11 protein-coding genes and 1 tRNA gene are annotated in these 13,640 nt (G+C 41.7%); 10 read left to right on the forward strand and 2 right to left on the reverse strand.

What is annotated here, in order from left to right; all coding sequences use genetic code 11:
• Positions 1–15: 15 nt before the first annotated feature.
• Positions 16–111, reverse strand: a tRNA-Sec gene (locus AC0VXY_RS10085).
• 295 nt (positions 112–406) lie between these two features.
• On the opposite strand from AC0VXY_RS10085, the gene AC0VXY_RS10090 reads away from it, so the two are divergent.
• The 5 genes from AC0VXY_RS10090 (at position 407) to AC0VXY_RS10110 (ending at position 6,354) form a co-directional block, all read left to right on the forward strand.
• Positions 407–931, forward strand: coding sequence for a hypothetical protein (locus AC0VXY_RS10090; RefSeq protein WP_475527664.1), 525 nt, complete (start codon positions 407–409; stop codon positions 929–931).
• A 137-nt stretch (positions 932–1,068) separates the two neighbouring features.
• Complete coding sequence (locus AC0VXY_RS10095; protein ID WP_475527665.1) at positions 1,069–1,206, forward strand: YvrJ family protein; 138 nt, start codon at positions 1,069–1,071, stop codon at positions 1,204–1,206.
• A gap of 152 nt (positions 1,207–1,358) precedes the next feature.
• Positions 1,359–2,504, forward strand: a complete 1,146-nt coding sequence (locus AC0VXY_RS10100) for an exonuclease SbcCD subunit D (RefSeq protein ID WP_435991077.1) — start codon at positions 1,359–1,361, stop codon at positions 2,502–2,504.
• On the forward strand, positions 2,501–5,635 hold the full coding sequence (locus tag AC0VXY_RS10105; protein WP_475527666.1) for an AAA family ATPase: 3,135 nt from the start codon (positions 2,501–2,503) through the stop codon (positions 5,633–5,635). Before AC0VXY_RS10100 ends, AC0VXY_RS10105 begins: the two co-directional genes overlap by 4 nt.
• Positions 5,636–5,757: 122 nt before the next feature.
• Positions 5,758–6,354: an SCO family protein gene (locus AC0VXY_RS10110; RefSeq protein WP_435991073.1), complete on the forward strand. Its 597-nt coding sequence runs from the start codon at positions 5,758–5,760 to the stop codon at positions 6,352–6,354.
• A gap of 308 nt (positions 6,355–6,662) precedes the next feature.
• On the opposite strand, the gene AC0VXY_RS10115 is transcribed toward AC0VXY_RS10110, so the two are convergent.
• Positions 6,663–7,865: an IS4 family transposase gene (locus AC0VXY_RS10115; protein WP_435991858.1), complete on the reverse strand. Its 1,203-nt coding sequence runs from the start codon at positions 7,863–7,865 to the stop codon at positions 6,663–6,665.
• Positions 7,866–8,494: 629 nt separating this feature from the next.
• Between AC0VXY_RS10115 and AC0VXY_RS10120 the strand changes: the two genes are divergently transcribed.
• From AC0VXY_RS10120 to cls, 5 genes are all read left to right on the forward strand, one after another.
• On the forward strand, positions 8,495–9,031 hold the full coding sequence (locus AC0VXY_RS10120) for a GNAT family N-acetyltransferase (protein ID WP_475527667.1): 537 nt from the start codon (positions 8,495–8,497) through the stop codon (positions 9,029–9,031).
• 36 nt (positions 9,032–9,067) lie between these two features.
• Positions 9,068–9,220 (forward strand): hypothetical protein, encoded by a 153-nt coding sequence (locus AC0VXY_RS10125; protein WP_475527668.1) that lies wholly within the window; start codon positions 9,068–9,070, stop codon positions 9,218–9,220.
• 14 nt (positions 9,221–9,234) lie between these two features.
• Positions 9,235–11,124: a selenocysteine-specific translation elongation factor gene (gene selB / locus AC0VXY_RS10130; protein WP_475527669.1), complete on the forward strand. Its 1,890-nt coding sequence runs from the start codon at positions 9,235–9,237 to the stop codon at positions 11,122–11,124.
• Positions 11,125–11,218: 94 nt separating this feature from the next.
• A complete protein-coding gene (locus tag AC0VXY_RS10135) occupies positions 11,219–11,770 on the forward strand; it encodes a VanZ family protein (RefSeq protein ID WP_475527670.1) in 552 nt (183 codons plus the stop codon).
• A gap of 590 nt (positions 11,771–12,360) precedes the next feature.
• On the forward strand, positions 12,361–13,569 hold the full coding sequence (gene cls / locus AC0VXY_RS10140; RefSeq protein ID WP_475527847.1) for a cardiolipin synthase: 1,209 nt from the start codon (positions 12,361–12,363) through the stop codon (positions 13,567–13,569).
• Positions 13,570–13,640 lie beyond the last annotated feature (71 nt).

Raw genomic sequence — 13,640 nt, forward strand, 5'->3', positions numbered from 1 at the left:
ATGAGGTCTTCTAAATGGCGGGACTGCCTGGGAATCGAACCCAGCGGAGACGGCACGCGCCTCCCGAAAGTTTTGAAGACTAAGGCAAGCACCAGCTCAACGATCAGCCCCGAAAGGTAAGTATATATAAGTTATACCATGGGAAGAAAACTTGTTCAAATGTTTTTAACAGGGCATTCATACTAATGACCCAGTTGAATAAGAGATTTGAAGGGAATAAATGCTGTTTATTTGAAATATTTACAAGATTTAAACTTTGGAGAAATCTGCAAATATTTCTTTACCATTGGTTTATCTCCATGATAAGATACTTTTTGCCGGCTTATTATAGACAAAGTAAGCGTTTCCTAGTGGAGCAGCTTACTGTACGTAAACATATAGATATAGACAGAGAGGGGAAACAAACATGAAAAAAGTATGGGTATTAGGTCTTGGTTTATCTTTGGTATTAGCAGGATGTTCTGACTCCGGTTCTGACAAGGAGAAGAAAGATGAGGCGTCAAGTACTGAAGAGAACAAGGATACGACTGGGGAATTAATGGACTACTACTTGAATTTAACAACGACCGTTAACGGTGCTGATATTGATTTAAATGGTTATGAAGAAGCGGTGGCAGGTGAAGAGCCTCCAGCTGGAGACGAATTGGCAACATTGAAGGAATCTGCTCAAGCATCAGCGAAAGCATCCGCAGAAGCAGTTGAAGGCATGGAGATCCCCAAGGGTCTTGGAGATCAAAAAGAAGCGGTGGAATCATTCCAATCCACACTCGCTGAATCGTATAACATGAAAGCTGATGAACTGTCTAAAGAAGGCGAAGCAGATTTCACAGCAGCTGATGAAAAATTGAACGATGCAGAAAATCAAATCAAAAAAGTTTTAGATGAAGCTGGTCTGGTAAGTTCAAGTTTGATCAGTGATTTAAACGGTTAATACTAAAGTATAAAGGTCTATTACGACCACTTATAGTTGGGTAAAGCGAGTCCGGTTTGTACAGGATTCGCTTTTTTTCTGTTCGTGTACCCATTTTCTCCCCAACTACCTATATATAGGATGAGAGGAGGGAGAAAATGGAGCCGATTATTTCACTAGTTTCTGAAGTAGGGTTTCCGATTGTGGTCACGATGTATCTTCTTTATCGAATCGAGACAAAGCTTGATGCTGTCATCACGTCAATTCAAACACTACCTCAGAAACTCAAAGAATAATGGAAGTGGGACCGCTTTATGTGGTCCTATTTTTTGACGATTTATAAAAGGGTTGTGCCCGATCCACTATCAATGATTTTCTTACACGGAGACCCTGTGAGTTTGATATAATTCAGTTAGAAACAAGAATGTCCGGAGAGGGGAAAACAGTAGTGAAATTCATTCATACCGCAGATTGGCACCTGGGTAAATTGGTGCATGGCATATATATGACAGAAGAACAACGATACATATTGGAGGAATTCATAGAACTTGTGAAAGAGGAGGAACCTGATGCAGTCGTCGTTGCGGGCGATCTCTATGATCGATCGGTGCCTCCTACAGATGCAGTGCAGCTATTAGATGAAGTGTTATTCCGGATAAATGTAGAGCTCGACACACCGATTGTAGCGGTTTCAGGCAACCATGATAGTGCAGAGAGGCTGTCATTTGGGTCTTCATGGTACAAACATAGTCAATTTTATTTAAAGGGGAAAGTTTCGGCAGATTTTACACCTATCCATATAAAAGGGGTGAACTTCCACTGCGTTCCTTATGCTGAGCCTGGTACAGTCAGACAAATACTTGATGATGACTCGATCAATAGTCATCATGCAGCAATGGAAGCCATCGTAAAGAGGATCGAAGAACAGATGAACCCTGATGAACCACATGTTTTTGTTGGTCATGCATTTGTATTGGGAGGAAAAACGACGGATTCGGAGCGGACTCTTTCAGTTGGGGGATCCGGGTGTGTGGGGGCAGAGGTATTCAGACCATTCCATTACACTGCACTCGGTCACCTTCACAGTCCCGATGCCATTAGGCATGAAACAATCAGGTATTCAGGTTCTCTGTTGAAATACTCCTTTTCAGAAGCTTCTCAGAGGAAATCTGTCACCATTGTTGAAATGGAGGAGAATGGAACCTTTGAATTGCGGGAAAAGGTACTTCAGCCTAAACAGGATATGAGGGAACTGCAGGGGCATATGGAAGAGTTGCTCGATCCGGCTTTTTATCAGTCTCAGAAGGTGAATGACTATTTAAAGATCACACTTCATGATGAAGGTACATTAATCGATCCAATCAATCAGCTGAGACAAGTCTACCCAAACGTGCTTCATCTTGAGCGAAAGAGGGATCTGACCGATGCTAAAAAGAAAAATTCGTTCCAAGTACTAGAGGATAAAAGACGGTCTGAACTGGACTTGTTTAAAGAATTTTATAAGGACATGACGACAAGTGAATTCACTGATGAAAAGGAAGATGTGGTACGTCATATGATTGATATCGCCAGAAAGGAGGTTGATCATGCATGAAACCACTTAAACTAGTGATGCAGGCGTTTGGGCCTTATGCCAGCAGGGAAACCATTGACTTCCGGGAGCTGGATAACCGCACCATGTTCGTGATTTCTGGTAAAACAGGGGCGGGAAAGACAACGATTTTCGATGGGATTTCCTACGCGATCTATGGAAAGGCCAGCGGAGAAGACCGAAATCCGACAGAATTAAGAAGCCAATTTGCCAGTAATGATGATAGTACAGAAGTAGATCTTCTTTTCAGTTTACGTGGAAGGACCTATCGTATTTGGCGTTCACCCCAGCAGGAAAAAAAGAAAGCAAGGGGGGAGGGATATACCACCATCAATGCCCGATCTGAAGTATATGTGTACGATGAAGAGGGGAAAGAACAGCTTCTCGCGGCAAATGTGAGGGAAGTAGATGAGAAGATCAAAGAGTTGATCCAACTCGATGCCAATCAATTCAGACAAATCCTTATGATTCCCCAGGGGGAGTTTCGGAAACTTCTTACATCGGATAGTAAAGATAAAGAACTCATATTGCAACGCCTCTTCCATACGGAGCTTTACAAGACGATTCAGGAAAAATTGAAATCCGAGGCTGACGAGTTGAAAAGGTCTGTTGAATCCTCTATAGAAGAACGAACAAGGGGATTAGTAAGAATTCATTTTGAAGAAAATGAAGAACTTCAATCTCTTTTATTGGAAAATCCGTTAAATGATCATCGCATTCTGCACCTTCTGTCCCCTCACATTGAAGAAATGGAAAAGAAAGAGAGGAATCTCAGACAACAATATGAGAACGTTCAGGGGAAAAGGGATGCCTTTCAGAAGGATCTTGCGGAGGCTAAAAGTCTGATCGATCAATACGATCTTCAGGGGAAACTTAAGAATCAGAAAGAATCCCTTTTAGCATTGAAGCCTGAAATCGAATCGATCGATCACGAGATTGTATTGGCCAGGAGAGCTTCCCATTTGGTTCAACAAGATGAATATTGCCACAAACTTAACCGGAATCTCAGTGAACTGAAGAGTCAATTAGCAACACTATCAGAAGAAAAACAAACAATCTCTGAAAAGCTAATGACAGCAACAAGGATTTTTGAAGAAGAAACAAATAATGAAGAACTCAGGGAACAAGCTTCAAAAAGAGTGACTCAACTTGAAAATATGGAAAAAGATATAGATTCGTTAGATATGTTAACGAACGAAACGGGTGAATTGAAAGAAAGGTACGAAAAACAGCAGGATATTTTAACAAAACAGAATGAGCAGGTTTCATTATTACAAAAAGGTATAAAGGAAAGGGAAGTACGTGTCAAAGCAGAAGAAGGTGGGCAGGAAGATGTATTTCAACTTGAAAAAAACGTACAAGAGAAACTTTCCCTGCTGGAGCACATAAATGATATGAATCAATTGGAACAAAATCTTCAACGTGTCAAAGCGCAGCGTGATCAATTAAAGGATCGATATAGTCAACTTGAGGATCGTCTTCAGGATGCGTCTGAAACGCTGGCATTTTTGGAGGGAAAGTGGAATTCTGCTCAAGCGTCATTGCTCGCGAAAGGATTATCTGATGATGCTCCCTGTCCGGTCTGCGGATCAGAACATCATCCAAACCCTGCCGTAGAGGCAGAGTCTATCCATTCCGGTGAAGACCTTAAGGTTGCCAAATCTAAGCAACAGGAATTGGAAACGGAAGAGAAAAAATTAAGCCTGGTTATTGCCCAGGAGGAAACGAAAATACAGAGCATTCAAGAGCAAATAGAGAATATCAGCAAGAAAATAATTGATAAGAAACGTGACTTTAATCAGCATGAAATCCGGGAAACACGTTCGTTGCTGATGAAGGAAATCGAATCATTGAAGACGGACATCGCTTCGAAGAAAAAAGAAGTGGAGCAGGTAAGAGTCATGGGGGAAGAAATTAGAAAAGGTAGAGAAAAGCTTGAAGAACTTGAAGGGGCAAGAGGGAAGAATCAAGAAATGCTCCAAGAACTCACTACTCTCTTTCACACTAAGAATACGACCCTGGAAAAGGTAAAGGAATCCATTCCCCTTGAACTCAGGACAAAAGTTCAATTTGAACAAGTCTTACAGAAAGAGAAACAAAGACTGAAAGAATTAAAGGCATCCTTTGAACGGGCTCAAAAACAGTACTATGAACTGATGAACCAAAATAGTGTAAAGGAATCTCAAGTCAGAGATAAAGAGAGCCATATAGAGAATGTAAATGTGGAGATGAAAGCTGAAAGAAATGCTTTCCTTGCACTTCTCACAGAACATGGTTTCTGCCACTATAAAGCCTTTCAGGAAGCGAAAAAGTCTGAAGCGGAAGTCACGGTTCTTGAAGGAAGAGTGAAGAAGTACGGGGAGGATCTTCGCTCAGTGACTGACCGTCTATCAGATATTGATCAAATCTTAAAAGATAAAGAGCGGCCTGACCTGCAAAAAATCGAAGAAGACATCATCAAGGTTACAGATGAATTGAAAAAGGTAAATGATCAACTAAATAGGGTCATGACGAATAGAAAGGAAAATGAACTCATCCTCACCAGGGTGAAAGCCTTAAATGAAGGGATCAGGGATTTAGAAACAAGATATCAAACGGTCGGACATTTAGCTGAAGTTGCAAGGGGTCAGAACGCGAACCGGATCACATTTGAAAGATATGTTCTGGCATCATTCCTTGAAGACATTCTTCAAGTCGCAAATGAGAGATTAATCAAAATGACTTCAGGCCGGTATCAGTTGATTAGAAAAACGGACCGAAGCAAGGGAAATGTACAAAGTGGTTTAGAACTCCTGGTCTTTGATCAATTTACAGGGCAGGAGAGACATGTCAAAACATTATCCGGAGGGGAAAGCTTCAAGGCATCCCTGGCTTTAGCCCTTGGACTTGCTGATGTAGTCCAGCAGTACGCAGGAGGGGTATCCTTAGAGACGATGTTCATTGATGAAGGGTTCGGGACACTCGATCCAGAATCACTTGATCAGGCAATCGAAGCATTGATGGATATACAAAGCAGCGGGCGTTTAGTAGGGTTAATTTCCCATGTTCCTGAGCTGAAAGAGAGAATTGATGCACGACTAGAAGTCATTTCATCACAAAATGGGAGCAGGACGGAATTCCAGTTTTTAACTTAAGACCATGCCACTCAAAGAGGTTTCACAAAATAGACAATGAAACCTCTCTGGAGGAATTGTTTTTCCATCCTCATTTTACTAACATAGAATGGGAGAGACAGATAAAGTCGGAGGAGATAAAGATGTCAAAAACCAAAACATTCATTGTGGTGATGGTCATCATCGGGCTACTCCTTGCAGGTTGCAGCAATAGTGACTTTCAAGCAGAAACGGATTATGAAGTGAAGGAATTTACCTATACGAATCAGAATAATAAACAAGTAAGCTTAAAAGATTTAAAGGGGCAAGTTTGGATCGCCGATTTCATCTTTACCAGTTGCGAAACAGTTTGCCCTCCAATGACATTCAACTTGACAAAGCTGCAAAAGAAGTTAAAAGAAGAAGGTGTAAAAGATTATAAAATCGTTTCCTTCAGTGTTGATCCGGAAAAAGATACACCAGACGCATTAAAAGAGTACATATCAAACTTCGAAGCAGACACAAGTAAATGGGAGCTTTTGACCGGTTATGAATTCGATGAAGTGAAGGACCTTGCGGAACATTCCTTCCGTTCAATCGTAGCGGACGACCCCAATTCCGATCAGATGATTCATGGGACCAGCTTCTACCTGGTGAACCAGGAAGGAACCGTCGTTAAAACATACAGCGGCAATAGTGATGTTCCTTATGATGAAATCGTTCAGGATATGGAAACATTAATTAAGGAAGGATCTGAATAAACCCTTCTGGAGGCTGGGACATAACTAAATCCATTTCCTTTAAAGAAGAACAATCAAAAAATAGTTAGGATCACTTGTTACACCGCTTTTGATTTCCGTGCAAGACTCCGCTTTCCTCGGGCGGAAGGCAAGCCTCCTCGTCGCTGTCGCTCCTGCGGGAAACGCTGGACAGGTGAGACCCACTGGCTTTGCATAGTTGTAAATGAATTTCAATATAAGTATAAATTTTCCATTTAAGTTTTACTGTGGGGGCAAAAAAGAGAATCTCAAATAAGATGCTCATTTGTTCCCATTTTTTGTTATTTAGTTTATTTTATCATTCTCTTGACTTGCTTTTTTCTTGTCTTGACGACTAGAGCGAGGGTGCCAAAATCTACTTCTATCTTAGGTTTATCGGGGATTTTCTGCCTGCCTCTTGATGTTTTTTTCGGCTTATAATCTAAGGCAGCCGTGAATTCGGACCACGTTCGATTGAAATAGATTCGAATATGTCTAAGAATATCCAACATGCTTTTAGTAGATTGCGTTTTCAACTTCACCATCAAGGTAAGGACATAGGCAATCATGGCGATAAACATTTGGTTCCATATGCCTTTCGGCTTGGTGCTCCATACGTTTACAAACCGAAGGGATTGCTTGATCCATTTGAAAAACAGTTCAATGATCCATCGGTTTTTGTAGATGTCTGCAACTTCACTTGGTGTTAAATCCCATCTTGTGGTCGCTACTTTATACACGTTTCCATTCTCATCTCTATATTCCACCAATCGTACAGGCTCCATCTTTCTTTCTACACCTAAGATGACTTTGGCATCTCTTAAGATCTGATCCCGATTCCCTTCTGGGATCTCATATTCTTCCTCTACTTGAATCCGAATATCGTTCTTTAATCGAATGACAAACTTAATCTTGTCCTTGATCCATTGATTCATCCTGATTTTATCCATGTATCCCCGGTCCATCACATAAGTGGCATCATCCGATTCGATTAAGAATTCGCCCCCTTCATGATCCGAGGCTTTCCCGTTTGAGGGGACAATTTTGTCTGGGTAATGAACATCCGGTGAAGCCACCACTAAACGGGTGTGCATTTTGACGACGTTCCACCCTTTAGTGACATAAGCCCATTCAGATAACACAGGGGAAAGCTTGATATGGGTCGCATCAACTATGTGAAGTTTTCCGATATTCGGAATACCCGAAAGTGAATGAGTATAGGCCCTCAGTTCATTTAGAACGTTGAAAAATAGGGTTTGAAGAATGGTGGTATCTAATTCATTTATTCTTCTACTTAGTTGAGATCCACTAATTCCTTTGATTCCAATCTCATTCATTAGACTTTGATTTGCGTGCATCTGAGTGTCAAATTCAGGATACGATTTCCAATTATCCAATTGAGCCGTCACAAAAACCTTGACTAACTGTTCAATGGAAAGCTTTTTAAAATTGTAATTTAGAAGAGGACAAGCTAAATCCTTTGTAGGTAATAACGATAAACATTGACTAATCACTGATTTTCGAGCTATCATAATGAGGTTATTTTGTGCTCCTTTGTAGATAGTTTGTTTTTGGGAACAAACGCTCAACATATCTACAATAGGAGCTTTTTTTGTGTTTGTCTATATGTCATTAAGCAGTCCTAATATAGACGCACAGAGTGTATTGTAGCGGAAGGCACTTGACTCCTGCGGGAATTGAGGAAAAGTCGAGACCCCGCAGACGGAACGTCGAGGAGGCTCGACTTCCTCCCCGCGGAAAGCAAGTGCCTGGAGCGAAAAGGAACGGTCTATGTTTTAACACGACCACTTATTCAAAAGACGAATTTACTTTTTTTAGAAGTTGTGCAAAGCCAGTGGGTGAGACCCCGCAGGCGAAGCCGAGGAGGCTCACCGCCAGCCCCGCGGAAAGCGAGCGCCTGGAGCGGAAATCAACCACTACTTACTACCTCCAAAAGTAACAATATGTATGTACACTTCCAAATGAAAAATCCGAACGATTTCGATCTTCAAAAAAGAATTTCGAATGCTCGTTCGGATTTTATTTTAACTAAATACTTTTGTCCAAACCACTTTTTGATTTCCCATTCCAATATTAGGATGCTAACGATTATAATGGTGAAAAGGACTGGGGAGCTGAAACGATGAGAATTCGTCCGATTGAAGTGAAAGATGCTGAAAGATTAGTTGAAATCATGCGCCAAAAGACGGTTTTACCCAATATCATCGCTTTACCAAGCTTAAGGGTAGAGAAGTTTGAAGCGAGATTGAAGAACCCTTCTTCCAATCAGCATGATTTTATAGCAGAAGTGGATGGAATCGTAGTGGGGATGTGCGGATTAAGTCAAGGCCTCGGCAGGCGTGCCCACACGGGAAGTTTATTCATATTTATAGATGAGCAATATCATGGCAGGCGAATCGGCACCATCCTCATTCAAAATGCAATCGATTTAGCGGATAACTGGTTGATGATCGAACGGATTGAGTTGACTGTCATAGACGTGAACACCAAAGCGAAAGCTTTATATGAGAAATTGGGATTTCAGAATGAAGGATTCAAACATGGCACCATTGTCCAGAATGGTCGTTTTGCGGGGGAACATTGCATGGCAAGATTTCGTCCTGGTGGTGCTGTGAAGAAGGAATATGATAATGTTAAAGAATCTACAGCTAAATTATAGGATAGCAGGTGAGCGCATATTCGAAATTCTAAGGGAATGCTGATAGTAGATATACTGATCTCATTATTCATTTTCATATGGGTGGTGAAATCCTTTTCAGATGGGGAAGTTTGGAAGGGTGTTCTGTTTGCCGTCTGTTTTGCCATCATGGCAGGAGTACTGGTATTCAGATTCAAGACGAAAAGATAGAAAGTGGTGAGAGGATGAGAAAGGACCATTATACGATTGGGATGGCCGGACATATCGATCATGGAAAAACCACTCTCACAAAGGCTCTGACGTCAGTTGACACTGATCGCCTTAAAGAAGAAAAGGAGCGCAGTATCTCAATTGAACCTGGCTTTGCCCCTCTGTATGAGGATGATACCGTAGAGATTTCTGTAGTGGATGTGCCGGGCCATGAACGCTTCATACGTCAAATGATCGCAGGTGTAGCGGGAATCGACCTTGTTGTACTCGCAGTCGCTGCAGATGAAGGAGTGATGCCTCAAACGAAAGAGCATCTTGATATTTTGTCCCTTCTTGGAATACGACTGTGCATTGTCGTCTTGACTAAAATTTCTAAAGTCGAAGAAGATTTAAGAGAGATGGCCCGGGAAGAAGTCATCGAAGAATTGAAGGACACCGTATTTGATGGCTCTACCGTTCTAGCGGCAGATGGTTTAACAGGTGAAGGAGTGACGGCACTTAAAGAAATCATCATTTCCTCCTTGAAAGGTCTTCCCTCAAGGAATACTGCCGGGGAATTTCGGTTACCTGTTGATCAGGTCTTTACAGTTAAGGGACAGGGAACCGTGGTGAGAGGAACGATTTATGAAGGAAGTCTGGAAACGGGTCAGGATCTGACCATTCTACCACATGGGATACATACGAAAGCGAAACAAATTCAGGTTCACCACCGTAAGGCAGAAAAGGGATACGCCGGTCAACGGGCTGCTGTCAATCTTCCAGGAGTGGACTATAAAACCCTTAAACGGGGAAATGTACTTGTCTCGTCCCCTCATCTATTCATGACAAACACAATTGACGTTTGCCTACAAGTGCTACCTACTGTCCGACATGGAATCAAGCAGAGAATGCGGGTCATGGTCCATACAGGAACGTCTGAGGTCCTGGGGAAGCTTATGCTCTTTGACCGAAATAAAGTGGAAGCAGGCACAAACCCCACCACGATCCTATGCCAGATTCGCCTTGATGGTTCCATCATGGTTAAACGGGGAGACCGTTTTATTGTCAGGAGACCATCACCGGTTGAAACTATGGGTGGAGGGTGGATCATTCAGCCAAACGGAGGAAATTACCGGTTTGGAGATGAAACGATTGGCTACCTTAAATCCCTGGTTGAAGGAACTCCAAGTGAACGGGTACTGAGGGTACTTGATCGATATAAATCCCTTGAGAGGGAAAGTTTGAAAAAGGAAGGATCCCTTTCAGAAGAAAGGATGAGGGAATTACTCAAAGAACGGGAGTGGATTCAACTTTCTGATTCAAGCATATCCCATTCTAAAATCATGAAAGAATGCCAAAACGCGATAAAACAGTTCCTCTTGACGTTTCACGAGAAATTCCCCTTATTGAAGGGAGTCAATCGTGCAGAATTAAAGCAACACTTGTGTGAATATCCTGGAAATCTGGTAGATTATGTGTTGGAGCAAGGGAATTGGGTCCAGGGAAATGGTCTGGTTCAGTTAGCTGGCTTTACACCCCATCTGCCACCTGCATGGGAGAAGCGGTGCATTCAGCTTCTCGATTTACTGGAAAGGGACGGTACACAGGTAAGAGACATGGAAGAGTATTTTGAGAAGGTGGGAATACCGGAGAAGTGGCAATCGGACTTCACTCGTTTTTTCATACAGGAGAAGAAAATAGTGCCCCTGGATGAAAAGAAAGCTTATTCCATTGGGGTGTTTAACAACGCAATCATTCTATTGAGGAAGCATACAGATGATGCATTTCAGGTAGGTGAAGCGAAAGAAGTACTGGGCTTATCCAGAAAATATATGATTCCTTTTTTAGAAAAGCTGGATAGTGAAGGGTTGACGCTTCGTATAGAAGGGAAACGACAATGGATTGGCAATATTGATAAAGAATGAGTGGGAAGGAAGTATATTTAGGTTGATTAAATTAAATAAAGTACAAATTGCTGCTATTCATTCTGTGGCATAGTAGAAAGTAGGATAGGAAATTATGAAAGAATTATGGAGCGCATTTGGCTGGGTGCTTCCGATTATAATCATTGTGACGGTTACCCTTATCTTTGCGATCTCCTTTTGGAAGAAAAGAAGGGGGAAGGGCAGGTGGCTGAACTTACTCCCTGTATTATTTACGTGTATATCAATTGGTGGCATTTGTCTAATCACCTTGACTCCCCTGGAAAATGTTTCAGAGGGGTCTGTGAATTTCGATCCTTTCTCCAATTTAAAGTTGAATTTAATTTACCGTAATCATTTGGACGTGCCGATCCGTAATCTTCTTGCCAATATTATACTGTTTATTCCCTTTACCTTCTTTCTTGCCTGGTGGATGAGGCAATCGAAACAATTGATATTGATGGTCACTTTTCTTGGGGGGATCTTTTCCTTTGGAATTGAGCTTGCTCAATACTATTTGCCTTTAGGAAGAGCAACGGATATTGATGATTGGATGATGAACACAATGGGAGCGTTCATTGGTGGTATCTTATTCGTCACCGCCCGTTATTTCTATACATTGTTGAAAATCAATAAAAAAATCAAGTGAGTGGCTGGAATATAACTAATTCCACTTCAAAAGACGAACAACCAAACAATTTGTGAGGATCACTTATTACACCGCTATTGATTTCCGTGCAAGACTTCGCTTTCCTCGGGCGGAAGGCAAGCCTCCTCACAGCTCACGCTCCTGCGGGGTCTTACCTATTCCGCTTTTCCCGTAGGAGTCTTCGTCTTGCACTCCAATCAATAGCTAGATCCTGCTGTATACACTGAATATGCTTTAGGAATAATAATAAAAGGACCATTTCACCAAAGTTGTTGTTAAACATACACAGACTCAAAGCCCGAGGAGGCTCAACTCACGCCCCGCGGAAAGCGAGCACCTGCAGCGGAAATCAACCACCACTCACTCCATTAAAAGTAACAATATTTTCGTAAACTGATAAATCCGAACGAATTCGATTTTCAAAAAATGAATCTCGAATATCGTTAGGATTTTTTTAACTAAACACATTATCCCCAGTCTTTTTACTGCTTCTCATTTAGCCTGTTCATCGATAAACTTTGACAGCGAATGTATACTCCACCCCCATAAACAAAAGCTAACAGTACGATGAAAGGGGGTGGGTGCTCGTGATGAAAAAAGCTATAAAAGTGATTATGGTCATCATCGTGTTATCTGTGGTATTGTTCTTCATCATGCATTGGGATGTAAGACAAGGTGTGAAAAATTATACGAGAACCCACCCGATTACTGAAACCCTGTCAAGCAACGCTTCAATTGAAATTCTTAATACTGGAAAAAGTTTTTATGAAAACCTTTTCAATGATATAGATTCGGCTGAACATTATGTATGGATCCATTTTTTTATCATTAGGGATGACAAAATCTCTCATGAGTTCTTTAATTTATTGATGAAAAAAGCTCAAAAGGGTGTGGATGTCCGCTTATCTGTAGACTTTCTTGGGTCGGACATCCCTACGAAGAACATCAAGAGGATGGAAAAGGCCGGAGTAAAGATTACGAAAAGCAGACCACTTTCACTTAAGAATATTTTCTATTCCCTTCACCACCGGAACCATCGCAGGCTTATTTCCATAGATGACAACATTGCCTATATTGGAGGATTCAACATGGGGGAAGAATATCTGGGGAAAGATCCAAAGCTTGGCTACTGGAGGGATTATCATATCCGGTTGGCAGGCGATGCGGGAAAAGAAGTATATAAGCAGTTCATAAGAGATTGGACTGAGGACGGTGGCGAGGAAATAAAGAGTGATCTAACCTCATACACGTCAGCCAGCACTGAAGGTAGTGTCCATTTCATCTTCTCTACTGGAGACCCTCTCATTGAAAGAACCATTGATTGGATAAATGAAGCAGAAAAGAGTGTGACCATCACAACCCCATACTTTATCCCAAATAATAAGCTTATCAGCGCATTGAAAGAAGCAGTGAAGAGAGGGGTCGAAGTGATTATCCTTGTACCGGATGATACGGATGCCTGGTTCACCAAACCCTCAAGCTACAGGATAGAAAAGAGCCTTTTAAAAGAAGGAGTGCATCTATATCTATATCAGAAGGGGTTTTTTCACGGCAAGGTGATGGTTGTTGATCATGCCTGGGCGGACGTGGGGACAGCCAATTGGGATCCGCGCAGCTTTTACTTAAATGATGAGAGCAACTGCATCATTCGGGATGAGGAAGTAGCGAGACATTTGGAATCCCTTATCAAAGAGGATATGAAGGATAGTGAAAAGGTGACCAGGAGAGATTTTGATGAACTGCCATTCTGGGAAAAACCCTTACAGAAGACACCACACTGGCTTTATTATTACTTTTAGTCGCGTCTTGATTCAAGGTGTACGAATGTAAAAATTTTTGTTGAATAAGAAAATATGGTAAAGTGTTCTCA

The organism is Rossellomorea sp. QJM3NY_18 (assembly GCF_056173145.1).

Coding starts and splice junctions, on each gene's coding strand:
- AC0VXY_RS10090 (WP_475527664.1), top strand. CDS start 407: ATGAAAAAAGTATGGGTATTAGGTCTTGGTTTATCTTTGGTATTAGCA.
- AC0VXY_RS10095 (WP_475527665.1), top strand. CDS start 1,069: ATGGAGCCGATTATTTCACTAGTTTCTGAAGTAGGGTTTCCGATTGTG.
- AC0VXY_RS10105 (WP_475527666.1), top strand. CDS start 2,501: ATGAAACCACTTAAACTAGTGATGCAGGCGTTTGGGCCTTATGCCAGC.
- AC0VXY_RS10110 (WP_435991073.1), top strand. CDS start 5,758: ATGTCAAAAACCAAAACATTCATTGTGGTGATGGTCATCATCGGGCTA.
- AC0VXY_RS10120 (WP_475527667.1), top strand. CDS start 8,495: ATGAGAATTCGTCCGATTGAAGTGAAAGATGCTGAAAGATTAGTTGAA.
- AC0VXY_RS10125 (WP_475527668.1), top strand. CDS start 9,068: ATGCTGATAGTAGATATACTGATCTCATTATTCATTTTCATATGGGTG.
- selB (WP_475527669.1), top strand. CDS start 9,235: ATGAGAAAGGACCATTATACGATTGGGATGGCCGGACATATCGATCAT.
- AC0VXY_RS10135 (WP_475527670.1), top strand. CDS start 11,219: ATGAAAGAATTATGGAGCGCATTTGGCTGGGTGCTTCCGATTATAATC.
- cls (WP_475527847.1), top strand. CDS start 12,361: ATGAAAAAAGCTATAAAAGTGATTATGGTCATCATCGTGTTATCTGTG.